Raw genomic sequence first — 25,323 nt, 5'->3', positions numbered from 1 at the left:
AATACGCTGGACCCGTGCGAGAACTGCAACGGAGCGGTGGGCCGACGACGGCCGTCGCGGCGCGGAACGGTGTCGGCTTCGGATCGTCGGAGGGGTGGCTGGTCGAACGACCCGCGGGTGACGGCGCTGTCGTGGCGCTCGTCCCCGGCTCCGGTGGCCGGGTGGTCGCGTCCGGCGACGAACTGTCGTGGGTCTGGTTCCCCGAACGCACGCTGCCGCAGGGCGCCAACGAGCCCACCGAGGCGGACCTGCCGCACTTCTGGGACGCCACGGCCTTCGCCGTCGACGTCGTCTTCACCGACGGCACACGACTGAGCGAGCACGCGGCCGCGCACGGCGGACACGCCCGCGACCAGTACGGCGACGCGCTCACGCCCGAGGCGCAGGACGCAGCCCGCAAGCAGTGGGTCGACCAGTGGAACCGTCGCGCGGTGGACCTCACGCCGTTCGCGGGGCTGGTCGTCGACCGACTGGAGGCCCGGCTCGGCTCCGACACGCAGCCGTCGGACGCCGACGGGGAGCGTCCAGCCCTGCGCGGCTGGCTCGACGACGTCCGGATCGCCCCGGCACGCCCGGCACCGGTCAGGCCGCTCGACCACGTCCGCACGACCCGCGGCACGCAGGCGTCGTCACGGTTCTCCCGCGGCAACAACGCGCCGCTCGTCGGCATCCCGCACGGCGGGGTCTTCGGCCTGCCGATGACCGACGCGTCGAGCAACCGCTGGCCCTACGCGTACCAGGAGCACTCGCGCACCGACGCCGACGGGCGGGTCCGACCGGCGATCCAGGCGTTCGCGACGAGCCACATCCCGTCGCCGTGGATGGGGGACCGCGGCGTGTTCCAGGTCATGCCGTCGCCGCTCGACACCCCCGACGTCGACCGAGCCGCCCGCGCGCTCGGCTTCGACCACGACGACGAACTCGACGGTCCGCACCGGTACCGGGTCGCCCTCGACCAGGGTGTGACGGCCGAGATGACCGCGGGGGAGTTCGCCCTCGGCTTCCGGTTCACCGGCACCCGCAGCATCGTGCTCGACCACCACGGGTGGGTCTCGGACGTCTCCGTGACCGTGACCGACGGCACCGCCGTGGTCGAGGCCGTGCTCGACGACCGCCCCGGCACCCCGCCGCACCACGTGCACGTCCGGATCCCGCACGTGACCGCGGACCACACCAGCACCGGCGAGCACGAGCTGCGCGGCTGGCTGGCCGTCGACGGCGACGGAGCGGTCGACGTCCTGCTCGGCATCTCGACCGTCTCGATCGAGGACGCCCGCGCGAACCTCGACGCCGCCGGCTCCTTCGACGCCATGTGCACCCGCGCCGAGGCGCTCTGGACGGAGAAGCTCGCGACCCTGTCGTTCGACGGAGCCACCCCGGACCAGCTGGCGAGCCTGTACTCCGGCCTGTACCGGCTGTTCCTCTACCCGAACCGTGCCGGCGAGACCGCCCTGACCGGGTCGCCGCACCACCGTTCCCCGTACGGAGCCGTCCTCGCCGACCCGATCCGCGACGAGCCCGGGCCGGAGGTCGTCGAGGGATCGTTCACCACCACGAACGGGTTCTGGGACACCTACCGCACCGCCTGGCCGCTCCTCGGACTCCTCACCCCGGAGACCGCCGGCGAGCTCGCGCAGGGCTTCGTCGAGCACCACCACGACGGCGGGTGGACCCCGCGCTGGAGCGCCCCCGGCGCCGAGGACTGCATGACGGGCACCACGAGCGACACCGTCTTCGCCGACCTCGCGGCGAAGGGCATCACCGGGTTCGACCTCGCCGAGGCGTACCGGAGCGCAGTGCGGAACGCGACCGTCCCGCCGCGTGACGAGCGCGTCGGACGGAAGGGGAGCATCCCGGGCGCCTTCCGCGGCCACGTCGACACCGCGACGTCCGAGGGGATGTCCTGGACCCTGGACGCCGCCATCAACGACTGGGGACTCGCGGTGATGGCGGGGCTGCTCGCGTCGCGGGCGGCCACGCCCGCCGACCTGTCCCGGTACGAGGCCGAGGCGGAGTGGTTCGCCCGGCGATCCCTGCAGTACCGGCACGTGTTCGACTCCGAGCGGGGCTTCTTCATCGGCCGCGACCCCGACGGCTCGTGGCGGGTCGGCACCGAGTTCGACCCGCGCGACTGGGGCGACGACTACACCGAGACGAACGCGTGGGGCACGGCCTTCACCGCACCCCACGACGGCGCGGGCATCGTGGACCTGCACGGCGGACCGGCACGGTTCGACGCCGCGCTCGACGCGTTCTTCGCGACACCCGAGACCGGCGCGACCATCCGCTCCGGCGCGTACGGCTTCCCCATCCACGAGATGACCGAGGCCCGCGACGTCCGGATGGGCATGCTCGGCCTGTCCAACCAGCCGGCGCACCACATCCCGTTCTTCCCGATGTTCACCGGTCGGCACGACGACGCGCACCGCATCGTCCGGGAGTCGCTCGAGCGGCTGTTCGTCGGCTCCGACCTCGGCCAGGGCTACCCCGGCGACGAGGACAACGGCGAGATGAGTGCCTGGTACGTCTTCGCGACGATCGGCCTGTACCCGCTGGCGCCGTCCACGGGCACCTACGTGCTCGTGCCGCCGTCGGTCCGCAGGACGGTGCTGCAGCAACCGGGAGGAACGCCCACCGTCATCGAGGTCGCCGACGGTTCCGCAGGTGCCTACGTGGCGTCGGTGACGGTCGACGGCTCGCCCTGGACGTCCGTCAGCATCCCGCACCACGTGGTGGTGTCGGCGTCGCACATCGTCTTCACGCTGTCGTCCGAACCGCAGGGCTGGGCATCGGACACCCGGCCGGTGTCGGCCTCCGAGGTCCACGGCTACCGGGACGCCCCGGTCGACCTGCTGCCCGTCGGGACGTCGTCGGAGGGCTCGTCGGCACTGGTCGACGACACCGGGCGGACCGTCACGGCGCTCGCCGCGGGGGAGTCGGTGGCGTTCGACGTGGACTGCCCCGCCGCGTCGCTGTACACCGTGACGGTGGCGACTCCGGGGTCGTACTCGTGGCAGGTGTCCCTCGGCGAGACCGTCACGGCCGTCGACGGCGCCGAGTTCACCTGGCCCGGGCAGACCCGGGTGTTCCGGATCATCGGCGGCGGCTCGTCGTTCGTGTTCACGGCGGGTACCGACGTCGGGTTGACGCAGCTCGAGCTGATCGCGGCGGATCGTTCCTGACCGCCGGCCACCGCGACTGATCGCTCGCTCTACGGCGATTCAGAGGCGTCACTCAAGGTCGCCCGGCATGCTCGTCGGCATGTCGATCGCGAACTCGTGGGACCCGTCTGGTGGCCGTGCAATCCCGGAGGACCAGGTCCGCGAGGACGGGCTGGAGCTCGACGAGGACCCGGCGATGCTCGGGATCTCCTTCGACGTCGTGGGTGGCGCCTCCGCCGACCCCGCCGCGGTGTCCCCGGTCGACGTGCGCGTCCCGTCCTCGGGGACCCCGGCCTCCTCCGACTGAAGCGTACCTGGTCGAATCGGGCGTACCTGGTCGGAAGTTTCGACCAGGTACGCCCGAAACCGTCTTGCATCGCGCGCGCTCTGGGAAAGAACGTCAGCGCGCGGAAGAGTCTGGGACGCGGTACTTGAAGCCGACATGGGACGCGGTGAATCCGAGGCGCTCGTAGAACCGGTGCGCATCCGTCCGGGCGGCGTCCGAGGTGAGCTGCACGAGCGGGGTCCCGAGGTCCGGCGCTGCGACGTCTGTCACCCAGCGCATCAGCGCGCTGCCGATGCCGCCCGAGCGGAGCGCGCTGCTCACGCGGACGGCCTCGACCAGCAGCCGCGTCGAACCGCGGCGGGCCATGCCCGGGATCCGGGTGAGCTGCAGCGTGCCGACGAGCCGACCGGACTCGTCCTCGGCGACCAGCAGCGAGTTCGTCGGGTCCTCGGTGATCGATCGAAGGGCCGCGGCGTACTGCGGGCGGTCCTCCGGGGCGGCGACATCGCCGCGGGCGGCACTGATCGGGTCGTCGGACAACAGCGCCATCAGGGCGTCGAGGTCGCCGTCGGCCGCGTTCCGCACCACCACCGAACCGGCGCGGGCGGACAGGCGGACGGGCAGGGTGAGGTCGTGGAGCACGACTCCACCCTGCCCGATGGACTCACGGGACGGTGTGCCCCGCGGCGGTGAAGATGCGGTACCACTCCTCGCGCGACAGCTCGACGTCCGAGCCGGCCGCCGAGTCGCGCACGCGCTGCGGGTTCGTCGTGCCGAGGACGACCTGGAAGTGCGCGGGGTGCCGGGTGATCCAGGCGACCGCGATGCCGGTCGGGGTGACCCCGTGCGCGGCGGCGATCTCCTCGAGGACGTCGTTGAGGTCGGCGTACTGTTCGCGGTCGCCGAGGAAGACGCCGTCGAAGAACCCCTTCTGGAACGGCGACCAAGCCTGCAGCGTGATGTCGTTGATCCGCGAGTAGTTGAGGATGTCGTTGTCGCGGGAGATCGACTGGTCGAGGCCACCCATGTTCGCCGTGAGGCCCTGCGAGATGACGTTGGCGTGCGTGATGCTCAGCTGCACCTGGTTGAAGGCGAGCGGCTGCTGGACGTGCTTCTTGAGCAGGTCGACCTGGCCAGGGGTGTGGTTCGAGACGCCGAAGTGGTGCACCTTGCCGGCGGCGTGCAGCTCGTCGAAGGCCTTCGCGACCTCTTCCGGCTCCACCAGGGCGTCGGGGCGGTGCAGGAGCAGGATGTCGATGTACTCGGTCTGCAGCGCGGTGAGCGATTCCTCGACCGACTCGAGGATGTGCTCGTACGAGAAGTCGAAGTACGCGCCGTTCGGGGTCGGACGGATGCCGACCTTGGTCTGCAGCACGATCTCGGCACGCTCCGCCGGCGACAGCGTCACGGCGGCACCGAACCGCTCCTCGCAGCCGTGCCACTCGCCGTACACCGCGGCGTGGTCGAACATGTTCACGCCCGCGTCCCGCGAGGCGCGGTAGAGCGCGCGGATGTCCTCGTCGCTCATGTCGTTGATCCGCATCAAGCCGACGACGACGTCGGATGCGGTGAGGTCCGTCTGTGGCAACTCCAGTGTCTTCACGCCCCCGATCCTGCCAGCCGGTCCCCGGTGCAGGCAGGCCCTGCCAGTACCTCAGGCGCGTTCGGGCAGCAGGACGGCGAGCACTCCGGAGCCGTCCGTCCACGTACCGGTCAGCGTCTCGCCCTCGGGCAGGGCGGTGCCGACGACCCGTGCGATGACGATCGTGCCGTGGTCGGTCGCGATCGACGTCACCGCGCCCGTCGTGGTCGCGTGCACCGAGGTGACATCGGGGGAGTCGGGTTCGGAGCCGCTGCCGCTGGCCCAGGCGTCCTTCGGCCGCCGTCCGGCATCGTTCGCGAGTTCGAGCTCCGCTTCGTGCCCGCCGGTGACGATCGCTCGGCGCAGGACGTCGGCGTGGACCGGATCGCCCACGGCGTCGTACACCCAGCGTCGCCCGAGCACGGAGTGGTCCATCTCGGTGACCAGGAACGCGTCGGCGCCGGGCAGCGGTGCATCCCGGTAGGTCAGTGGCGCCTGCAGGACCCGGCCGTCCTCGGTGCGGGCGAGCAGCACTTCGACGCCGACCTCGCCGGCGGGATCGTCGAACCGGAACTGCCCGACGACCTGCAGCGGCGCTCCCGCGACGACGCCGCTCCACGCCTGGTCGGGCAGCCAAGCGGCGAGCGCTTCGGCCTTGGAGGGGCGGAGCGTTGCCTGCTCGATGACTGCCATGTCCCGACCGTACTGCTGCGCAGCACCCTGCCGTCGGCGCACCTCGAGGTCAGTGGACGGAGAACCCGCCGTCGACCGCGATGGACTGCCCGGTGACGTAAGCAGACCCGGGGCCGGCGAGGAACACGGCAGCGGCGGCGAAGTCCGACGCGAGTCCGTTCCGGCCGACCAGCGTCCGCGCCGCGAGCGCTGACACCGCGGCCGGGTCGGACCCGAGCCGCTCGTTGAGCGGGGTGCGCACGAAACCGGGGACGAGGACGTTGGAGGTGACCCCCTGCGCGGACCAGGCCTCCGCTTGGGACCGGGCCAGTGCCTCCAGGCCTGCCTTGGAGACCCCGTACGCGCCACTCGAGGCGAACGGACGGTGCGCCTGCTGCGAGCTGATGCTGATGATCCGGCCGTGGCCGCGAGCGGCCATGCCGGGCGCGAGCCGCTGGCCGAGCACGAAGGGTGCGTCGAGGTTCACGGCCATCGTGGCGTCCCAGGTGTCCTCGTCGAGGTCGGCCATCGGCGGCCGGAGGTTGATCCCCGCGGAGTTCACGAGGACGTCGACGTCACCCGCCGCGTCGGCGAGGGCGTGTGCCCCGGCACGCGAGGACAGGTCCGCGACGATGCCGTCGGCCGATCCTCCAGCGGCGCGGACGTCGTCGACCGTCGCGTCGATGGTCGACCGTGTCCGAGCAGCGACGAGCACGTGCGCACCCGCGTCGGCGAGTGCGGTGGCGATGGCGCGTCCGATGCCGGAACTGCCTCCTGTCACGAGGGCGGTGCGTCCGTCGAGACCGAAGAGCTGCTGCAGCGACATCCGGCCAGGCTAGCGAGGCCCCGTACGCTGGGCCGGTGCGTGACGACCTGCTGCCGATGCTCGCCTGCCCCGTGTGCGCCGAGCCCCTCGGTCGGGTCGACGGCGGCCAGGTCGGCTGTGCGACCGGGCACCGGTTCGACGAGGCCAAGCAGGGCCACCTGACGCTCCTGCCGGCGAAGCGTCGGTCGCTCACCGCGGACACCCCGGAGATGGTCGACGCCCGGCTGCGGTTCCTGGGACGGGGCCACTACGCGCCCGTCGAGCGGGCGCTCGCCGACGCCGTCGCCGAGGCGACGGCCCCCGGCATCGTGCTCGACGTCGGGTCCGGTCCGGGGACCTACCTGGCGCATGCGCTGCGCGCGGCGGACGGGAGGCTCGGGGTTGCGCTGGACCTGTCGGCGATCGCGATCCGACGGGCTGCCCGCGTCCACGAACGTGCCGGAGCCGTCGTCGGGGACGTGACCGAGCGCCTCCCGGTCGTCGACCACGCTGCCGCCGTCGTCCTCGACGTCTTCGCACCCCGCAACCAGACCGCGTACGCCCGCGTCCTGCACCCCGACGGCGTGCTGGTCGTCGTGACCCCGCGCACCGGCCACCTGGCAGAGCTGGCCGAGGCGACGATCTCCGTCGACCCGGAGAAGGAGCGGCGGCTGCACGACTCGCTCACGCCGTCGTTCGTCCTGCGGTCCTCCGAGGACCTGACCTGGACGATGGACCTCTCCGCCGAGGACGTCCACGACGTCGTGCACATGGGGCCGAGCCACCACCACGTCGCACCGGACGCGGTGTTCGCCCCGGCGACGGTGACGGCCGCGGTCACCGTGTCGACGTGGACGCCGACGCGCTGACCGCGGCCCTCGGAACGCGCTAGCGGTCGGCCGGGGCGACGTCGAGCTGCCAGACCACGCCGAACCGGTCGCGGAGCTGCCCGGCGAGCGGCGCCCAGGCCGAGGGAGCGAGGGGCTGCCGGATCTCGGCGCCGTCGGACAGCACGGCCCAGTACCGCTCGATCTCGGCGGTGTCGTCGCCGTGCACGAACACGTAGAACGCGTTCGATCCCTGGTCGTAGGGCTGCCCGGGCCAGACGTCGAAGGCCATGACCCGGAACCCGGCGTCGGTGGAGACCTGGCCGAAGACGATGCGGTCGGCCCAGGCCTGGTCGTCCAGGGCGCCCATCTGGCCGTAGGTGGCGGCGGTGACCTCGCCGCCGAAGACCGATGCGTAGAAGTCGAGGGCCTCGCGGGCGTTGCCGTCGAAGTTGAGGTGGGGTGTCGTTTCGATGCTCATGGAACGAGGATGACCGGCAATGCGGTCAGATCATGTCCGCTTCTCCGACGAGAATGATCGACATGGCCGGACCCTCCTCGCGCATGCTCGCGCTGCTGTCGCTGTTGCAGGTGCACCGCGACTGGCCAGGCGACGAGCTCGCCGGACGCCTCGAGGTCAGCCCCCGCACGGTCCGCCGCGACGTCGACCGGCTCCGCGAGCTCGGGTACCGGGTCGAGGCGCTCCGTGGACCGGCCGGCGGCTACCGGCTCGCAGCGGGTTCGGACCTGCCGCCGCTGCTGTTCGACGACGAGCAGGCCGTGGCGATCGCCCTGGCGCTCGCCGTCGCACCCGCGTCGGGCGCGGACATCGCCGAGTCGGCCGCCCGGGCGCTCGCGACGATCCGGCAGGTCATGCCAGCGCGGCTCCGGTCGCGCATCGACGCGGTGCAGGCCGTGACCGCGACGAGCCGCACCACGACCGACCCGGACGTGCTGGTGGCGGCGAGCGAGGCCGTCCACCTGCGCGAGGTGTTCCGCTTCGGCTACGGCGAGGACGAGACCCCGCACCGGGTGGAAGCGCACGCCGTGATCGCGCGGAACGGCCGCTGGTACCTGCTCGACTGGGACCTCGACCGCGACGACTGGCGCACCCATCGCATCGACCGGATCACCCCGCGGATGCGCACACGGGTGCCGTTCACCCCACGGCCGGTGCCCGGTGGCGACCCCGTGGCCTTCGTGGCGGCGCGCTTCAAGGGATCGGCGCAGGCCGACGTGTGGCCGTGCGTCGGTTCGGTCACCATGACGGCCGCCGAGGCCCGGACGATCGCGCCCTACCTGCCCGAGGACGCCGTCGTCGAACCCCTGTCCGACGCGCGGAGTCGGGTCACGCTCGGCTCGTGGTCCTGGCCGGGGCTCGCCGGAGCGTTCGCCGGGTTCGCGGTCGACTTCGTCGTCGAGGGTCCCGAGGACCTCCGCGACGCCGTCGGTGCGCTGGCCACGCGGCTCCGGACGGCGAGCGCGCGTTAGCGGGGCGCATGCGTCCGCCAGGGCGGCGTGAGGAAACCGTTAGGAGCGCCCAGGAGGCCCGGCGCAGGACCCAGCATCGGTTCAGGCACCACACGTGGTGCCGTCCGCACCGCCCGGTGCGGGTACCACAGACCTTCTGGAGTCCCTCGTGTTCGACGTGTTCGTCGTCGCCGGTGTCCTCGCCGTGTTCGGCGTGGTGGCACTGATCGCCAAGGGGGTGGAACGGCTGTGATCGGCATCACCATCGCGGCCGCCGTCCTCGGCATCGCCGCTGTCGTGTACCTCGTCTGGGCGCTCGTGCGTCCGGAGCGGTTCTAGTGGGCGCGTCGGGCGCCGCGGACGTCTGGGCGGGGATCGTCCAGGTCGCCACGCTCGTCCTGCTGCTCGTCGTCGCCTACCGGCCGCTCGGCGACTGGATGGCGAAGGTCTTCATGCCTGTCCGGCACAACCGGGTCGAGCGGGCGGTCTACCGGCTGATCGGGGTCGACCCGGACGCCGAGCAGTCGTGGCCCGTGTACCTGCGCGGCGTGCTGCTCTTCAGCGTCGTCGGCCTCCTGCTCGTCTACCTGCTGCAGCGCATCCAGGTCGTGCTGCCCGGCGACCTCGGGCTCCCTGCCGTCGGCCCGTCGCTCGCGTTCAACACCGCGGCGTCGTTCGTCGCGAACACGAACTGGCAGTCCTACTCGCCCGAGGTCACCGTCGGGTACAGCGTGCAGATGGCCGGCCTCGCGGTGCAGAACTTCCTGTCCGCAGCCGTCGGGCTCGCCGTCGCCGTGGCGCTGGTCCGCGGGTTCGCCCGGCGCAAGTCCGGAACGCTCGGCAACGTGTGGGTCGACGTCGTCCGCGGCGTCGGTCGGCTGCTGCTGCCCGGGGCGTTCGTCTTCGCGATCGTGCTCGTCGCCGGCGGCGTCATCCAGTCGTGGGGGAGCGGCACCGACGTCACCACGCTGGTCGGTGGCACGCAGCACCTGCCGGACGGGTTCGTGGCGTCGCAGGAGGCGATCAAGGAACTCGGCACGAACGGCGGTGGCTACTTCAACGCCAACTCGGCGCACCCGTTCGAGAACCCGCAGGCGTGGACGAACCTGGTCGAGGTCTTCCTGATGCTCGTCATCCCGTTCTCGCTGCCGCGCACCTTCGGCCGGATGGTCGGCGACGACCGCCAGGGCTACGCGATCCTCGCCGTGATGGGCGCGATCTTCCTCGTGTCCCTGTCGGTGATGTCGATCGCCGAGCTCAGCGGTGGGGGGCTCGCCACACACGCAGCCGGTGCCGCGATGGAGGGCAAGGAGACCCGGTTCGGGATCCTCGGCACCACCCTGTTCGGCACGACGTCGACCGCGACCTCGACCGGTGCGGTGAACGGCATGTTCGACAGCTTCACGCCGATCGGCGGGATGATGGCGATGCTCAACATGATGCTCGGCGAGGTCACCCCCGGCGGTGTCGGTTCCGGCCTGTACGGCATGCTCGTGCTCGCCGTCATCACGGTGTTCATCGGCGGGCTGCTCGTCGGCCGGACGCCGGAGTACCTCGGCAAGAAGATCCGCGCCAAGGAGATGACTTTCGCGGCGCTGTACATCCTGGTGACGCCGACCCTCGTGCTCCTCGCGACCGGACTCTCGCTCGTGATCCCCGGTGTCCGGGAACAGGTGCTCGGCACGTCGATCTTCAACCCCGGCAACCACGGTCTGTCCGAGCTGCTCTACGCCTTCACCTCGGGTGCGAACAACAACGGCTCGGCCTTCGGCGGGCTCACCGCGAACACCACGTGGATGAACTCCGCGCTCGGCGTCGTGATGCTGCTCGGGCGCTTCGTGCCGATGGTGTTCGTCCTGGCGCTCGCCGGGTCCCTCGCCGCCCAGGACCGCGTACCCGAGACCGCCGGCACGCTGCCCACCCACCGCCCGCTGTTCATCGGGCTGCTCGGCGGCGTCGCCGTCATCGTCACCGCACTCACCTACTTCCCGGTGCTCGCACTGGGCCCGCTCGCAGAAGGACTGTCATGACCGTGACCACCGAGCCGGAACCGCGCACCGCAGTGGAGCCGGCCACCCGCTCGTCCGCATTCGGACCCCGTCAACTGGTGGCGGGCCTCCCGGGAGCCCTGCGGAAACTCGATCCGCGACTGATGTGGCGGAACCCCGTCATGTTCATCGTCGAGGTCGGCGCAGCGCTGACGACGGCAGCCGCCGTCGTCGAGCCATCCGCGTTCACCATCGCCATCGCGGTGTGGCTGTGGCTCACCGTCGTCTTCGCGAACCTGGCGGAGTCCGTCGCCGAGGGCCGTGGGAAAGCGCAGGCCGACACGCTGCGGAAGACCCGCTCGACCACGAGCGCCCGACGGGTGCTCGGCTACGACCCGGCCGACGCAGCGGCGATCGGCAACGCGACCGAGGAGATCGCGTCGGTCGACCTGGCCAAGGGTGACGTGGTGGTCGTCGTCGCCGGCGAGGTGATCCCGGGTGATGGCGACGTCGTCGACGGCATCGCGTCCGTCGACGAGTCGGCCGTCACGGGTGAGTCCGCGCCCGTCATCCGCGAGTCCGGCGGCGACCGCAGTGCCGTCACCGGCGGCACCCGGGTGCTGTCCGACCGGATCATCGTGCGCATCACCTCGACCCCTGGTGAGACCTTCATCGACCGGATGATCCGCCTCGTCGAGGGTGCAGCCCGGCAGAAGACGCCCAACGAGATCGCGCTGAACATCCTGCTCGCCTCGCTGTCGATCGTCTTCGTGATCGTCTGCCTGACGATGCAGCCCATCGCGGGACTCGTCGGTGCCACGGTCAGCGTCCCCGTCCTGATCGCCCTGCTCGTCTGCCTCATCCCGACCACCATCGGGGCCCTGCTCTCCGCGATCGGCATCGCCGGCATGGACCGGCTCGTGCAGCACAACGTGCTCGCGATGTCAGGCCGCGCGGTCGAGGCCGCCGGCGACATCACCACCCTGCTGCTCGACAAGACCGGCACGATCACGTACGGCAACCGCCGGGCGTCCCGCGTGGTGCCGGTGCCGGGTGTGAGCGAGGCCTCGCTGATGGCGGCAGCAGCCCTGTCGAGCGCGGCGGACTCGACGCCCGAAGGCCGCTCGGTCGTGTCGCTCGCTGCCGACGCCGGGGTCACGCCGGCCCTGCCGGACGGCGCCGTCGAGGTGCCCTTCACGGCGCAGACGCGCATGTCCGGTCTGGACCTGCCGGACGGGTCGCAGATCCGGAAGGGTGCCGCTGCGGCCGTACTGGCGTGGGCAGACACCCCCGACGCCGGTTTGATTACCGCGATCGACTCCACCGTCGCGGAGATCTCCGACCAGGGCGGCACCCCACTGGTCGTCGGCCGCCGCTCCTCGGACGGCGCGGTCACGCTGCTCGGCGTCGTGCACCTGAAGGACGTCGTCAAGGACGGCATGGCGTCACGGTTCGCCGAGCTCCGGTCGATGGGCATCCGCACGGTGATGATCACCGGTGACAACCCCCGAACCGCGGCCGCGATCGCGCACGAGGCCGGCGTCGACGACTTCCTGGCCGAGGCCACCCCGGAGGACAAGCTCGCGTACATCAAGCGCGAGCAGGAGGGCGGCAACCTCGTCGCGATGACCGGGGACGGCACCAACGACGCCCCGGCCCTGGCGCAGGCGGACGTCGGCGTCGCGATGAACACCGGCACGACGGCGGCGAAGGAGGCGGGCAACATGGTCGACCTCGACTCCGACCCGACCAAGCTCATCGACGTCGTCCGGATCGGCAAGCAGCTGCTCATCACCCGCGGGGCCCTGACCACCTTCTCCATCGCCAACGACGTCGCGAAGTACTTCGCGATCATCCCGGCGATGTTCCAGTCGGCGTTCCCCGGGCTCGCGGCGCTCAACATCATGGGCCTGCACAGCCCGTCGTCCGCGATCCTGTCCGCCGTCGTCTTCAACGCGCTCGTCATCGTGGCGCTCATCCCGCTGTCACTGCGCGGCGTCAAGTACCGCGCCGCCGCAGCGTCGTCGATCCTCGGCCGCAACCTGCTCGTCTACGGGCTCGGCGGCGTGATCGTCCCCTTCATCGGCATCAAACTGATCGACCTCGTGGTCGGTCTCATCCCGGGGTTCTAGTCATGGCATCTGCACGTTCCACCGTCCGTTCCGCTGGTGTGGCCATCCGCCTCACCCTGCTCGCCACCGTCGTGCTCGGCGTCGGCTACCCGCTCGCCGTCTGGGGCGTCGGCCAGGGGGTGTTCCACGAGCAGGCCAACGGCTCGGAGGTCACCGATTCGTCGGGCGCCGTCGTCGGGTCCTCGCTCATCGGGCAGTCGTTCTCCGGCAAGCAGGCTGATCGCTGGTTCCAGTCGCGGCCCTCCGCAGCTGGCGAGGACGGCTACGACGCCGGGGCCTCGTCCGGCTCGAACCTCGGGCCGAACAACCCGGACCTGCTGAAGGCCGTCGAGGAGCGGCGTGCGGCACTGGCAGAGGCCGACGGGGTCTCGGAGGCGGACGTCCCCGCCGACGCGGTCACCGCCTCGGGTTCGGGTCTCGACCCGGACATCAGCCCCGCGTACGCGTCGCAGCAGGTCGCGCGGGTGGCGGCGGCGCGGGGCGTGTCCGAGGACACGGTGCGGCAGCTGGTCGCATCGCACACCGAGTCGCGTCAGCTCGGGTTCCTCGGCGAGCCCGTCGTGAACGTGCTGGCCCTGAACCTCGCGCTGGCGAAGGCATCCTCGTGATCGATCGCGCCCCGCGGTGGTCATCGCGCCCCGACTCACCGGGGCGCGATGACCACTTGGGGGCGCGATCCCGCCCTGCGCCCGGCTTCGCGCCCGCTGCGGAACTCGACGCGAGAGGATGAGCACGTGAAGCGCGGCAAGCTACGGGTCCTGCTCGGTGCCGCACCGGGCGTCGGCAAGACGTTCACCATGCTCGAGGAGGGCCGCCGGCTGCTCGACGAGGGCCGGGACGTCGTCGTCGCCGTGGTCGAGACGCACGAACGGGCCGCCACCGCCGCGCTCGTCGACGGTCTGGAGGTCGTGCCGCGCCGCACCGTGGACCACCGCGGCGTGGAGCTCGACGACCTGGACTTCGCCGCGGTGCTCCGGCGAGCGCCCGAGGTCGCCCTCGTCGACGAACTCGCGCACACGAACGCTCCCGGCAGTGCGAACGAGAAGCGCTGGCAGGACGTCGAGGCGCTGCGAGCCGCCGGCATCGACGTCATCTCGACGGTCAACGTCCAGCACATGCAGTCCCTCGGCGACGTGGTCCGCGAGATCACGGGCACCGTGCAGCGGGAGACCGTCCCCGACGCCGTGGTGCGCGCGGCCGACCAGATCGAGGTCGTCGACCTGGCACCGGCCGCCTTGCGCGAGCGGCTCTCCGACGGGCTCGTGTACCCGGCTGCCCGGATCGATGCGGCCCTGTCGAACTACTTCCGGCTCGGGAACCTGACGGCGTTGCGCGAGATCGCGCTGCTCTGGCTGGCGGACGAGGTCGACGACGCGCTCAAGGCCTACCGCGCCGAGCACGGCATCGAGCACCGGTGGGAGACCCGGGAGCGCGTGCTGGTCGCCCTGACCGGCGGCCCCGAGGGCGAGACCCTCCTGCGCCGCGGTGCCCGCATCGCTGCCCGCAGTGCCGGGGGTGAACTCGCGGCCGTGCACGTGACGACGAACGACGGCCTGCGCGAGCGCCACCCGGGGGCGCTCGGTGCCCAACGCACCCTGCTCGAACAGCTCGGCGGGACGTACCACCAGGTGGTCGGCGACGACGTGCCGTCGACCCTCGTGCGGTTCGCGCGGTCGATCGACGCGACCCAGATCGTCATCGGCGTCAGCCGTCGCAGTCGGCTCGCCGCGGCCCTGACCGGCCCGGGCATCGGCAACACGGTGATCCGGGAGTCGGGCGACATCGACGTGCACGTCGTCACGCACGAGCGCGCCGGTGGTGGCTTCGCCCTGCCGAAGCTCGGCGGCAGTCTGTCGCGCGGACGGGTCCTCGCCGCGTTCGTGCTCTCGGTCCTCGTCGGGCCCCTGCTCACCTGGGTCCTGTCGATCGGCAGCGACCCCGACGCCATCACCGTGGACGTCCTGGCGTACCAGTTGCTGGTGCTCGTCGTGGCGCTCGTCGGCGGGATGTGGCCGGCGGTGTTCACGGCGGTGCTGTCCGGACTGAGCCTCGACTTCTTCTTCGTGCAACCCCTGCACATGGTCACGGTGCAGCAGCCGTGGCACCTCTTCGCTCTCGTCATGTACGTCATCAGTGCCGTACTCGTCAGCTTCGTGGTCGACCGGTCCGCCAGACGTTCGCGTGCTGCCCGTCGCGCCGCGGCGGAGTCGGGTCTGCTGATGGGGATCGCCGGCAGCGTCCTCCGCGGCGACGACGCCCTGCAGGCCCTGCTCGACCGCACCCGCGAGGCCTTCGGATTCGCCGGCGTCCGGATCCGGCAGGGGAACGAGGAGCCGGCCACGTCGGGGACGTTCGGCGAATCGCCGGACGCGTCCACGAGCCTCCCGTCCGGTGCCGTGCTCGAGTTCGCGGGCGCTCCGGACGACCCGACCCAGCGCCGGTTGCTGCGCGTCGTCGAGCAGCAGCTCGACGCCGCGGTCGAACACCGCTCGTTGACGCGCACCGCGCTGGACGCGGAGCGGATCGCGGCGGCGGACCGCGTCCGCAGCGCGATCCTCGCGGCCGTCGGCCACGACGTGCGTCGGCCGATCGCGGCCGCCTCGGCCGCCGTCCAGTCGTTGCGTGCGCTGGACGTCGACCTGTCCAGGGCCGACCGGGAGGCACTGCTCGCGACCGCCGACGAGAGCCTCGGTCAGCTGGCGGTGCTGTTGGCAGACCTGCTGGACGTCAGTCGTGTGCAGGCGGGTGTGCTCGCGGTCGCGTCGGGGCCGCTGGCCCTCGACACCGTGGTCGCACCGGCGCTCGACGAGCTCGAGCTCGGGCCCGACGACGTCGACCTCGACCTGCCGGCGGACCTGCCGCCGGTGCTCGCCGACCCCGTCCTGCTGCAGCGGGTCGTCGTGAACCTGCTCGCGAACGCCGTCCGCTACGCACCCGACGGCACCCGCGTGCGCGTCGCGGCGAGCGCCTTCGGAGGCGGGGTCGAGCTCCGGATCGCCGACCACGGTCCGGGTATCCCGTCGGACCGGGTCGACGAGGTCTTCCAGCCGTTCCAGCGGCTCGGCGACACCGACAACGAGACGGGCCTCGGGCTCGGGCTCGCACTCGCGCGGGGCTTCACCGAGGGCATGGGCGGCACGATCGAGGTCGACGACACCCCGGGTGGTGGGCTCACCGTCGTGGTGCGGCTTCCGATCGCCGGGCACGTGGGAGTGGAGCTCCGGTGAAGGTCCTGATCGCGGACGACGACGCGCAACTCGTCCGAGCGCTCACCGTCACGCTCGCCGCCCGCGGGTACGAGGTCGTGACGGCGAAGGACGGGCGCGCGGCGATCGACGCCGTCATCACCGAACGGCCCGACCTGGTGCTGCTCGACCTGGGCATGCCCCGGCTCGACGGCATCGGGGTGCTCGAGGGTATCCGGGGGTGGTCGCAGGTGCCGGTGCTCGTGCTGTCCGGCCGGACCGACTCGTCCGACAAGGTCGACGCACTCGACGCCGGCGCGGACGACTACGTGACGAAGCCGTTCCAGATGGACGAGCTGCTGGCGCGGTTGCGGGCCCTCGGACGACGCCGTGCCCCGGCCGGCGTCGACAGCGCGCCGACGATCCGGATCGGCGACCTCGTCGTGGACCTCGTCGCGAAGCAGGTCACCCCGGCCAGCGGTCCCGCGATCCGGCTGACCCCGACGGAGTGGCGCCTGCTCGAGGTGCTCGTCACGAACCCCGACCGGCTGATGACCCGCGAGATGCTCCTGACCGAGGTGTGGGGGCCGTCGCACGGCAACGACTCCGGGTACCTGCGGCTGTACATGGCGCAGCTGCGGCGGAAGCTCGAGCCCGACTCGGCGACCCCGCGGTACCTGGTGACCGAGTCCGGCATGGGCTACCGCTTCAGCCCCTCCGGGGTCACGCCCGGGAACTGAAGGCGGCGAGCTCGGCACGGGTGCGGGCCCCGTGCTTCCGGAGCAGGTTCGCCACGTGGTACTTCACGGTGTTGACGCTGATGCCCAGGCCCTCAGCGATCTCGCGGTTGCCGACGCCCGTCGCGAGCAGCCGCAGCACGTCGCGCTCCCGCGGGGTGAGGTCGTCGTCCGCGACCGAGTCCACCTCGGTCGGCGACGGGTCGAGGGGTAGCGAGATGTCGAGGACCGAGCCCCAGTCCGGCGTGCTCGACACCTGGACGCGGCCGTCGAGGGTGACGACCCGTTCTGCGATCGGCCGCATGGCGTCGTCGTGCACGTCGAGGGTGCCGGACCCGTCGTCGCGGAGCTGCATGAGCAGGTTCCGGCCGTCGCAGTCCCACTGGATGCGGACCCGCTTGGCCGCACCGCCGTCGACCAGGGCGAGCACGGCGGTCCGGACGATGGCGCGGGCCGCGTGGGCGACGTCGCCAGGCAGTGCGCGGCCGGTGGTCGGCGGCTCGACGAACTGCACGTCGAGGTCGCCGAACCGGACGAGCGGGCGCAGGTCGGCTCGGAGGCGCGAGAACGCCCCGGTGACCGGCTCGAGCAGGGTGCTGCGCTGGTGGTCGGTCTCGGTGCGCAGGTCGACGAGTGCTGCCGACGCGATCTCGACGGCCTCGGCCCGCGCGGCGGCGTCCGACACCCGTGGTGACCGGAGCACGGCGAGCACGGACTCGAGGGTGAGCGCCTGACGGTCCGCCTGCTCGGCGACGGTCCGGGCGTGCTCCGAGGCGGCGAGCCGACTGGCGGGCTCGCCACGGGCCTCCCGGTCGGGTGCGATGGCGTCCATGGGAGCCGAACCTACCTGTCCCACCCGTGCGGACGGGGCCACCCGATCGGGTGGGATGCCTGCCGACGCGGGTAGCGGTGCGGCGGGCCGCGCGACGGCATGCTCGTGGACATGGCAGAACCCACCGTCCCCGCAGCGTTCGACGTGATCGTGCGCGAGGTCACCGACCTCGCCGCGAACGTCGACGACGCGTCGGCCGAGCGCGCCCTCGACCTGATCGACCGCTCCCACCGTGTCTTCGTGCACGGTGCCGGCCGTTCCGGACTCGCACTGCGGATGACCGCGATGCGGCTCATGCACCTCGGTCGCGACGTCCACGTCGTCGGAGAGGTCACCACGCCCGCGATCCGGCCCGGGGACGTGCTCCTCGTCGCGAGCGGTTCCGGCACGACCACCGGCATCCTGCAGGCCGCCCGTACCGCGCACGACGTCGGCGCGTCCGTCGTCGCCCTGTCGACCACCGACGACTCCCCGTTGTCCGAGGTCGCGGACGTCACCCTCGTGCTGCCGGCAGCGACGAAGACCGACCGCTCCGGCACGGCCTCGGCGCAGTACGCCGGCAGCCTCTTCGAACAGGCCGTCGCCCTGGTCGGCGACGCGCTGTTCCACACGCTCTGGTCCCGCGGCGGGCAATCCGCCGACGACCTCTGGCCCCGACACGCAAACCTCGAATGAAAGGCATCCACATGCAGCTCCAGTTCGCCATGGACACCCTGACCACCGAAGCCGCCCTCGAACTCGCCGCCGCGGCCGCGCCGCACGTCGACGTCCTCGAGCTCGGCACGCCCCTGATCAAGAGCGCCGGCCTGTCCGCCGTCACCGCGATCAAGGAAGCCCACCCGGACAAGATCGTCTTCGCCGACCTCAAGACCATGGACGCCGGCGAGCTCGAGGCCGACATCGCGTTCTCGGCGGGCGCCGACCTGGTCACCGTCCTCGGTGTCGCCGGTGACTCGACCATCGTCGGTGCCGTCAAGGCCGCGAAGAAGCACGGCAAGGGCATCGTCGTCGACCTGATCGGCGTCTCCGACAAGGCCGCCCGTGCCCGCGAGGTCGTCGCGCTCGGCGCCGAGTTCGTCGAGGTGCACGCCGGGCTCGACGAGCAGGCGGAAGAGGGCTTCACCTTCTCGACGCTGCTCGACGCCGGCAAGGAGTCGGGTGTGCCGTTCTCGATCGCCGGTGGCGTGAACGCGTCCTCCGTCGCCTCGGTGCAGGAGGCCGGTGCCCGCATCGCCGTCGCCGGCAGCGCGATCTACAGCGCGTCGGACGTCGGCGCAGCTGCCGCCGAGATCCGCGCCGCGATCACGGCGTAGCGCCCGTAGCGCCCGCGGCGCCCGCGGCGCCCGCGGCGCCCGCGCCGCGTGGGCCCGCGCCGCGTGGGCCCGCGCCGCGATGGTGAGCAAAAATGGTCGAGTGCGCATCCCGCACCCGACCATTTCTGCTCACCGAGGGACCTCCGCCGGTACCGTCGAGGCGTGACGATCGAGCTGCGCCGGGTGACCGCGGACGATTGGTGCGTCTGGCGACCCGTCCGGCTGCGAGCGCTCGCCGACTCCCCGCACGCGTTCGGTTCGACGCTGCAGGACTGGGCGGACGCCCCCGAGCACCGCTGGCGGACACGCCTGTCGATCCCCGGTGCGCTCGACCTGCTGGCGGTCGCCGGCGAGGGCGACGTCGTCGGGATGGCGAGCGGTGTCCCGGGCGCCGACGCCGGTGCGCCAGCCCAACTCATCTCGATGTGGGTCGACCCCGCAGCCCGGGGCCGAGGCGTCGCACGTGCCCTGATCGAGGCGGTCGCGGAGTGGGCAGCGGCCTCCGGTGGCGGGGCGCTCGAACTCTCCGTGATGCCCGACAACACCGTCGCCCGGCACACCTACGAACGCGCCGGGTTCACCGCACTCGACGAACCGGGCGATCCCCTGCCCGACGGTCGGAACGAGGTGCTGATGCGCCGTACGGTGGTCGCATGAACCGAGTACTGCGGTGGACCGCGTGGATCGTCGCCGTGCTGCTGGTGGTCGTGGTGGTGTTCCTCGTCTGGGCGCACATCGTGATGCAGGGCACCCGGAGCGCTGCGCTCCAGGTCTGGCGCGACGACCGTGTGTCGGTCCAGGATGCCGGTGACTCCGTGGTGATGACGCCCACGGGGCAGGCCGACGGCAAGGGCATCGTGTTCATCCCGGGTGCGAAGGTCGATTCGTACGCGTACATGGCGACCTTCCGGGAGGTGGTCGCGAACGGCACGACCGTCGTCATCACGAAGCCGACGCTCAACCTCGCGTTCTTCGACACCCGGCCGCTCTCGACCTTCGAGGCGCACGCGCCGGACGTCGCGACCTGGGCGGTCGGCGGGCACTCGCTGGGCGGGGTCCGTGCCTGCCAGCTCGCGCAGGACGCTGACGGCCTGCTGCTGCTCGGCAGCTACTGCGCGAACGACATCAGCAGCTCGTACATCGACGTGCTGAGCGTCTCGGGCTCGCGTGACGGGCTCTCGACCCCCGACAAGGTCGACGCGGCCCGGCACCTGTTGCCGTCGACCGCGACGATGACCGAGGTCCAGGGTTCGAACCACGCCGACTTCGGCGCCTACGGGGACCAGCCGGGCGACCGCACGGCGACCATCAGCCGCGAGGCCGCCCGCGAGCAGATCTCCTCGGCGATCGAGGAATGGGCGCGCGACCTGCCGCCGGCCCCTGGCCTGCGCTGACCGGGAGGCCCGTGGCGCGTCGCGTCAGCGGATGACGCCCGCCTCGTGGTCGCGTCCAGAGCGTCGCCCGGTGATCCGGGCGACGAAGTACAGCACCACGCCGACGGCGAGCAGGATCGCCGCGTAGAGCCAGACCTGCCCGCTCTGCTGCGTCAGCAGCAGCACGCACGACGCGACGCCGAGCACGGGGACGAACGTCCACACGCGGAAGTGGTCGTGGTCGACGCGGTCGCGGCGCAGCACCAGCACGGCGACGTTCGTGCTGATGAACACGAAGAGCAGCAGGAGCACGACGGTCTCGGCCAGGACGCCCACGTCGCCGACCAGGGTGAGGAGCATCGCGACGACGGTGGTCGCCACGATGGCGGTCCATGGGGTCTTCCGGTTCGGCAGCACCTTGGCCAAGAGCGCGGGCAACAGACGCTGCTCCGCCATGCCGTAGGTCACCCGGCTCGACATGATCATGGTGAGCAGGGCGCCGTTCGCGACGGCGACCAGGGCGATGAGGCTGAAGACCCAGTCCGGGATCGGGACCCCGCTGGCCGACACCACGGCCAGGAGCGGCCCGGTCGAGTCCGACAGTTCGGACGCCGGCAACGCGATCGAGCTGGCGAGGCCGACCAGGACGTAGACGACGCCCGCGGTGGCGAGGGCACCGAACAGGGCCTTCGGGTAGACCCGGCTCGGCTCGCGGACCTCCTCCGCGACGTTCGCCGAGGTCTCGAACCCGACGAACGAGTAGTACGCGACGATCGCCGCGCTCAGGGTCGCGAGCGCCGGGTTCGCCTCGGTCGGGAACTCGCCGATGCGGGAGACGTCGCCGCCTCCGCCGCCGAGCATCACGGCGACGACCACGATGACGATCACGAGCCCGGAGACCTCGATGACGGTCATCACGACGTTGCTCCTCAGCGAGTCCGAGATGCCGCGGGCGTTCAGGCAGGCGATCAGCGCGAGGAACACGATCGCGGTCGGGACGGGCGGCAGGTCGACGAACGTGCCGAGGTAGTCGCCGGCGAACGCGAGCGACAGACCCGCGGCGCTCGTGACACCGGCCGCGAGCATGCTGAACCCGACCAGGAACGACACGATGGGCGTCTTGTAGGCACGCTCGGCGAACACCGCAGCGCCGCCGGCCTTCGGGTACTTCGTCACGAGCTCCGCGTACGAGCCCGCGGTGAGGAGGGCCAGCAGCAGTGCGAGCAGGAGCGGTGCCCAGAGTGCACCGCCCACGTCCTTCGACAGGGTGCCCATCAGTGCGTAGATCCCGGCGCCGAGGACGTCGCCGAGGATGAAGAGGTACAGGAGCGGCCCGGTGATGGCCTGCTTGAGCTTGGATCCGGCGCCGTCGTGCTGGGGCGCCGCGGCGTCGCTGGTCATGGTGGAGCCTTCCGTCCGGACCAGCGTGTCGACCGTCGGCTCAGGGAGTTCACAGACCGCCGGCCGCGGTTGAACACGCGTGCTGGAGCGGTCCTAGACTCGACGAGAGCAACGTCCACGAACCCCGTTCCCTGAAGGGCTGCAGATGACGACGCCGACCCGGCGCACACCCGCGCGACTCGCGGACACGCGAGCGCTCCTGTTCGACCTGGACGGTGTCCTCACCCCCACGGCCGACGTGCACATGCGCGCCTGGAGCCGGCTCTTCACGCCGTACCTCGAAGCGCACGGGGTCGCGCCGTACACACAGGCCGACTACTTCGCGTACATCGACGGCAAGCCGCGCTACGACGGCGTGCGGTCGCTCCTCGAGTCGCGGGGCATCGACCTGCCGCAGGGCACCCCGGACGACGGCCCGGACGACGACACCGTGTGCGGTCTCGGCAACCGGAAGAACGCCGAGTTCACCGCCGAGCTGGACGAACACGGCGTCGAGCCGTACCCCGGCTCGCTCCGGTTCCTCACCGCCGCGATCGACGCCGGCTTCCACGTCGCGGTCGTCTCGAGCTCCGCGAACGCCGTCTCGGTGCTGCGGACCGCCGGCATCCTCGACCGGTTCACCGTCGTGGTCGACGGGCTCGTCGCCCGCCAAGACGGCCTGGCGGGCAAGCCCGCCCCCGACACCTACCTGGACGCCGCCGGGCGCTTCGGACTGACCGCCGCCGAGTGCGTCGTGGTCGAGGACGCCACCAGTGGTGTCGAAGCCGGCCGGAACGGGGCCTTCGGGCTCGTCGTCGGAGTCGACCGCGGAGCGGGCGCCGACGCGCTGCGTGAACACGGTGCCGACGTCGTCGTGACGGACCTCGCCGACCTGGTCGCGGACCTTCCCCACGCGACCACCAGCACGACGTAGCCAGCGCGCCGGAGGCGAGCCGCGCCTCCCGGTCGAACCGACGTCCCCACGCCACCCTCCCTTCCCACGGAGCACCATGAACCCCATCACCTCGGACCCGCTCGACCGCGTCCGGTACCCGATCGACGAGTGGGCCCTCGTCGAGACCGAGTACACCCCCGACCAGCAGGGCGTCGCCGAGACGAACTTCGCCGTCGGCAACGGGTACCTCGGCCTGCGCGGCAACCTCGACGAGGGCCGCGGCGGTGTGCAGTACGGCACGTACATCAACGGGTTCCACGAGACCTGGCCGATCCGGCACGCCGAAGACGCCTTCGGGTTCGCCAAGACCGGCCAGACGATCATCAACGCGCCCGACGCCAAGGTGATCCGGCTCTACGTCGACGACGAACCCCTCGTGCTGGCCGAGGCGGACATCCTCCACCACACGCGGCGCCTCGAGTTCCGCGGCGGCTACCTGTTCCGCGAGACCGAATGGTCGACGCCGTCCGGCAAGCGCGTGCTGATCCGGTCCCGCCGCCTGGTGTCGTTCACCGATCGGCACCTCGCGGTCATCGACTACGAGGTCACCGTGCTCGACGCGGACGCCTCGATCCTGCTGTCCAGCCAGATCCTGAACCGCCAGGACGTGCAGGACGAGTACCACGCGGGGATGCGGGCGGCCGCGAACGCCTTCGACCCGCGCAAGGCCGAGGCCTTCACCGACCGGGTGCTCGAACCGAAGCTCAAGCGCAGCACCGGCGCCCGTTCCCTGCTCGGGTACCAGGCGTCGAGCTCCGGCATGACCATCTGCGTCGGTGTGGAGCACCACCTCGAGACCGAGAACAGCTGGGACGAGTCGTCGTCGATCGACGACGACCTGGCGAAGCACGTCTACCGCGTCCAGGCGCGTGCCGGGCAGCCGATCCGACTCGTCAAGCACGTCGTGTACCACACCTCCCGCGGTGTCCCGGTGCGCGAACTCGCCGACCGCTGCGACCGCACGCTCGACCGGGCGCACGCCGAGAACATCGACGAGACGTTCGAGAAGCAGCGCGTCTGGCTCGACGACTACTGGGCCCGGAGCGACGTCGAGATCGCCGGGCAGCCGGAGATCCAGCAGGCCGTCCGGTGGAACCTGTTCATGCTCGCGCAGGCCACGGCCCGCACCGACGGGCACGGCATCGCCGCCAAGGGCGTCACCGGCTCCGGCTACGGCGGGCACTACTTCTGGGACATGGAGATCTACGTCCTGCCGTTCCTGTCGTACACGGCGCCGATCGTCGCCCGGAACGCGCTGCGGTTCCGCTACAACATGCTCGACGCCGCACGCTCGCGGGCACGCGAGCTGAACCAGCGGGGTGCCCTGTTCCCGTGGCGCACGATCAACGGTGAGGAGTCGAGCGCGTACTACGCCGCCGGCACCGCGCAGTACCACATCGATGCCGACATCGCCCATGCCCTGATGCAGTACGTGCGGGCGTCCGGTGACACCGAGTTCCTGAAGCGCGGGGCGATCGACGTGCTCGTCGAGACCGCTCGGCTGTGGGCCGACCTCGGCTTCTGGCGCTCCAACGGGGACAAGAAGTTCCACATCGACGGCGTCACCGGGCCCGACGAGTACACGACCGTCGTCGACGACAACCTCTACACGAACGTCATGGCGCGGGCGAACCTGTGGTTCGCGGTGAACGCGTGCCGCGAACTCGCGGCCGACGACGTCGAAGAGTACGACCGGATGATCCGGCGCACCGGTCTGCGCCCCGACGAGCTCGTCGAGTGGGAGCACGCCGCCGAGTCGATGGAGATCCCCTTCGACCCGCACCGTGGCATCCACCCGCAGGACGCCCAGTTCCTCGACAAGGAACTCTGGGACCTCGAGAACACCCCCGAGTCCAAGCGTCCGCTGCTGCTCCACTACCACCCGCTGGTCATCTACCGGTTCCAGGTGCTCAAGCAGGCAGACGTCGTGCTCGCGCTGTTCCTGCAGGGGCACGAGTTCACCGCGGCCGAGAAGCGCCGCGACTTCGACTACTACGACGCGCTCACCACGGGCGACTCGACGCTGTCGGCGGTCGTGCAGTCGATCATGGCGGCCGAGGTCGGGTACCACGACCTCGCCGACCAGTACTTCCAGACGGCGCTCTACGTCGACCTGGCCGACCTGCACGGCAACACCTCGGACGGCGTGCACATCGCGTCGACCGGTGGCATCTGGGGTGCGCTCGTCAACGGGTTCGGCGGCATGCGCGACCACGGCGGCCGGATGACGTTCAACCCGCGACTGCCGCGGCACTGGGACTCGTTGACCTACCGTCTGACCGTGCGCGGGTCGCGGGTCCGGGTCGACCTCGGGCAGGACGCCATGACCTTCACGGTCGAGACGGGTTCGGGCTTCACCGCCTGGGTGCACAACCAGCAGTGGGACATCGAGGCCGGCGAGCCGACCGTCGTGCCGTTGCCGCACCAGGGGCCGCGCATGTCCGGGCACGCACCGACCACGAGCGACATCCAGGGCACGCTCCGCGCTGACGGCTCCGTGATCACGGCCTCGATCCCGACGATCTCGCTCCAGCGCGACTTCGACGTGGACGAGACGACCGCTTAGGGCGGCACGTCGGCCGTCGGCCGACGAGACGACCGCGTAGGGCGTCACGTCGGCTGTCG

Annotated in this window: 24 protein-coding genes; 17 read left to right on the top strand and 7 right to left on the bottom strand. The window is 71.5% G+C overall.

Annotated elements, in window-relative coordinates; translation table 11 throughout:
• Positions 1-14 precede the first annotated feature (14 nt).
• Both EDF48_RS01960 and EDF48_RS01955 read left to right on the top strand, forming a co-directional pair.
• Positions 15-3,182 carry a GH92 family glycosyl hydrolase gene (locus EDF48_RS01960; RefSeq protein ID WP_243698008.1) on the top strand — a complete coding sequence of 1,056 codons (3,168 nt, stop codon included), beginning with the start codon at positions 15-17 and terminating at the stop codon, positions 3,180-3,182.
• 67 nt (positions 3,183-3,249) lie between these two features.
• Positions 3,250-3,468 carry a hypothetical protein gene (locus tag EDF48_RS01955; RefSeq protein ID WP_131845893.1) on the top strand — a complete coding sequence of 73 codons (219 nt, stop codon included), beginning with the start codon at positions 3,250-3,252 and terminating at the stop codon, positions 3,466-3,468.
• 93 nt (positions 3,469-3,561) lie between these two features.
• Here the strand turns inward: EDF48_RS01955 and EDF48_RS01950 are convergent, their stop codons facing one another.
• From EDF48_RS01950 to EDF48_RS01935, 4 genes are read right to left on the bottom strand one after another with little or no spacing between them, the layout of a single operon-like run.
• The gene (locus EDF48_RS01950; protein ID WP_131877754.1) at positions 3,562-4,089 is read right to left on the bottom strand and encodes a GNAT family N-acetyltransferase; all 528 of its coding nucleotides are present in this window, start codon (positions 4,087-4,089) and stop codon (positions 3,562-3,564) included.
• Positions 4,090-4,111: 22 nt separating this feature from the next.
• Positions 4,112-5,050: an aldo/keto reductase gene (locus tag EDF48_RS01945; RefSeq protein ID WP_131877752.1), complete on the bottom strand. Its 939-nt coding sequence runs from the start codon at positions 5,048-5,050 to the stop codon at positions 4,112-4,114.
• 51 nt (positions 5,051-5,101) lie between these two features.
• Positions 5,102-5,722 carry a hypothetical protein gene (locus tag EDF48_RS01940; protein WP_131877750.1) on the bottom strand — a complete coding sequence of 207 codons (621 nt, stop codon included), beginning with the start codon at positions 5,720-5,722 and terminating at the stop codon, positions 5,102-5,104.
• A 49-nt stretch (positions 5,723-5,771) separates the two neighbouring features.
• Positions 5,772-6,527: an SDR family oxidoreductase gene (locus tag EDF48_RS01935; RefSeq protein ID WP_131877748.1), complete on the bottom strand. Its 756-nt coding sequence runs from the start codon at positions 6,525-6,527 to the stop codon at positions 5,772-5,774.
• A gap of 35 nt (positions 6,528-6,562) precedes the next feature.
• Between EDF48_RS01935 and EDF48_RS01930 the strand changes: the two genes are divergently transcribed.
• Positions 6,563-7,375: a putative RNA methyltransferase gene (locus EDF48_RS01930; RefSeq protein ID WP_131877746.1), complete on the top strand. Its 813-nt coding sequence runs from the start codon at positions 6,563-6,565 to the stop codon at positions 7,373-7,375.
• A gap of 19 nt (positions 7,376-7,394) precedes the next feature.
• On the opposite strand, the gene EDF48_RS01925 is transcribed toward EDF48_RS01930, so the two are convergent.
• Complete coding sequence (locus EDF48_RS01925) at positions 7,395-7,814, bottom strand: VOC family protein (RefSeq protein WP_131845900.1); 420 nt, start codon at positions 7,812-7,814, stop codon at positions 7,395-7,397.
• 62 nt (positions 7,815-7,876) lie between these two features.
• On the opposite strand from EDF48_RS01925, the gene EDF48_RS01920 reads away from it, so the two are divergent.
• The 8 genes from EDF48_RS01920 (at position 7,877) to EDF48_RS01890 (ending at position 16,848) form a co-directional block, all read left to right on the top strand.
• Entirely contained in the window at positions 7,877-8,824 is a 948-nt protein-coding gene (locus tag EDF48_RS01920; RefSeq protein WP_131877744.1) for a WYL domain-containing protein, read from the top strand.
• Positions 8,825-8,918: 94 nt separating this feature from the next.
• The gene (locus EDF48_RS18975) at positions 8,919-9,056 is read left to right on the top strand and encodes a hypothetical protein (RefSeq protein WP_165901015.1); all 138 of its coding nucleotides are present in this window, start codon (positions 8,919-8,921) and stop codon (positions 9,054-9,056) included.
• Positions 9,053-9,142: a potassium-transporting ATPase subunit F gene (locus EDF48_RS01915; protein WP_017887940.1), complete on the top strand. Its 90-nt coding sequence runs from the start codon at positions 9,053-9,055 to the stop codon at positions 9,140-9,142. Before EDF48_RS18975 ends, EDF48_RS01915 begins: the two co-directional genes overlap by 4 nt.
• Positions 9,142-10,833, top strand: a complete 1,692-nt coding sequence (gene kdpA / locus EDF48_RS01910) for a potassium-transporting ATPase subunit KdpA (protein WP_131877742.1) — start codon at positions 9,142-9,144, stop codon at positions 10,831-10,833. The genes EDF48_RS01915 and kdpA overlap by 1 nt, the downstream gene beginning before the upstream one ends.
• Positions 10,830-12,923, top strand: coding sequence for a potassium-transporting ATPase subunit KdpB (gene kdpB, locus EDF48_RS01905; RefSeq protein WP_131877740.1), 2,094 nt, complete (start codon positions 10,830-10,832; stop codon positions 12,921-12,923). The genes kdpA and kdpB overlap by 4 nt, the downstream gene beginning before the upstream one ends.
• A gap of 2 nt (positions 12,924-12,925) precedes the next feature.
• Positions 12,926-13,531 carry a potassium-transporting ATPase subunit KdpC gene (gene kdpC, locus EDF48_RS01900; protein WP_131877738.1) on the top strand — a complete coding sequence of 202 codons (606 nt, stop codon included), beginning with the start codon at positions 12,926-12,928 and terminating at the stop codon, positions 13,529-13,531.
• Between the two features lie 126 nt (positions 13,532-13,657).
• On the top strand, positions 13,658-16,150 hold the full coding sequence (locus EDF48_RS01895) for an ATP-binding protein (protein WP_131877736.1): 2,493 nt from the start codon (positions 13,658-13,660) through the stop codon (positions 16,148-16,150).
• Positions 16,147-16,848, top strand: coding sequence for a response regulator transcription factor (locus EDF48_RS01890; protein WP_131877734.1), 702 nt, complete (start codon positions 16,147-16,149; stop codon positions 16,846-16,848). Before EDF48_RS01895 ends, EDF48_RS01890 begins: the two co-directional genes overlap by 4 nt.
• On the opposite strand, the gene EDF48_RS01885 is transcribed toward EDF48_RS01890, so the two are convergent.
• Positions 16,832-17,677, bottom strand: a complete 846-nt coding sequence (locus EDF48_RS01885) for a LuxR C-terminal-related transcriptional regulator (protein ID WP_111083538.1) — start codon at positions 17,675-17,677, stop codon at positions 16,832-16,834. The genes EDF48_RS01890 and EDF48_RS01885 overlap by 17 nt on opposite strands.
• A gap of 111 nt (positions 17,678-17,788) precedes the next feature.
• Here EDF48_RS01885 and hxlB point away from each other — a divergent pair, with 111 nt between their 5' ends.
• From hxlB to EDF48_RS01865, 4 genes are all read left to right on the top strand, one after another.
• Complete coding sequence (gene hxlB / locus EDF48_RS01880) at positions 17,789-18,352, top strand: 6-phospho-3-hexuloisomerase (protein WP_131877732.1); 564 nt, start codon at positions 17,789-17,791, stop codon at positions 18,350-18,352.
• 11 nt (positions 18,353-18,363) lie between these two features.
• Entirely contained in the window at positions 18,364-18,990 is a 627-nt protein-coding gene (gene hxlA, locus EDF48_RS01875) for a 3-hexulose-6-phosphate synthase (protein WP_111083537.1), read from the top strand.
• A gap of 162 nt (positions 18,991-19,152) precedes the next feature.
• A complete protein-coding gene (locus tag EDF48_RS01870) occupies positions 19,153-19,647 on the top strand; it encodes a GNAT family N-acetyltransferase (RefSeq protein ID WP_131877730.1) in 495 nt (164 codons plus the stop codon).
• Complete coding sequence (locus tag EDF48_RS01865) at positions 19,644-20,384, top strand: alpha/beta hydrolase (RefSeq protein WP_131877727.1); 741 nt, start codon at positions 19,644-19,646, stop codon at positions 20,382-20,384. The genes EDF48_RS01870 and EDF48_RS01865 overlap by 4 nt, the downstream gene beginning before the upstream one ends.
• A 24-nt stretch (positions 20,385-20,408) precedes the next feature.
• On the opposite strand, the gene EDF48_RS01860 is transcribed toward EDF48_RS01865, so the two are convergent.
• Entirely contained in the window at positions 20,409-21,764 is a 1,356-nt protein-coding gene (locus EDF48_RS01860) for an APC family permease (RefSeq protein ID WP_131877725.1), read from the bottom strand.
• A 145-nt stretch (positions 21,765-21,909) separates the two neighbouring features.
• Between EDF48_RS01860 and EDF48_RS01855 the strand changes: the two genes are divergently transcribed.
• A complete protein-coding gene (locus EDF48_RS01855; protein ID WP_111083533.1) occupies positions 21,910-22,677 on the top strand; it encodes an HAD-IA family hydrolase in 768 nt (255 codons plus the stop codon).
• A gap of 76 nt (positions 22,678-22,753) precedes the next feature.
• Entirely contained in the window at positions 22,754-25,264 is a 2,511-nt protein-coding gene (locus EDF48_RS01850) for a glycosyl hydrolase family 65 protein (RefSeq protein ID WP_111083532.1), read from the top strand.
• Positions 25,265-25,323 lie beyond the last annotated feature (59 nt).

Origin of the sequence: Curtobacterium sp. PhB191 (genome assembly GCF_004346515.1) — a bacterium.
Lineage (GTDB): Bacteria > Actinomycetota > Actinomycetes > Actinomycetales > Microbacteriaceae > Curtobacterium.
This window is presented reverse-complemented; position numbering and strand designations above follow the sequence as displayed.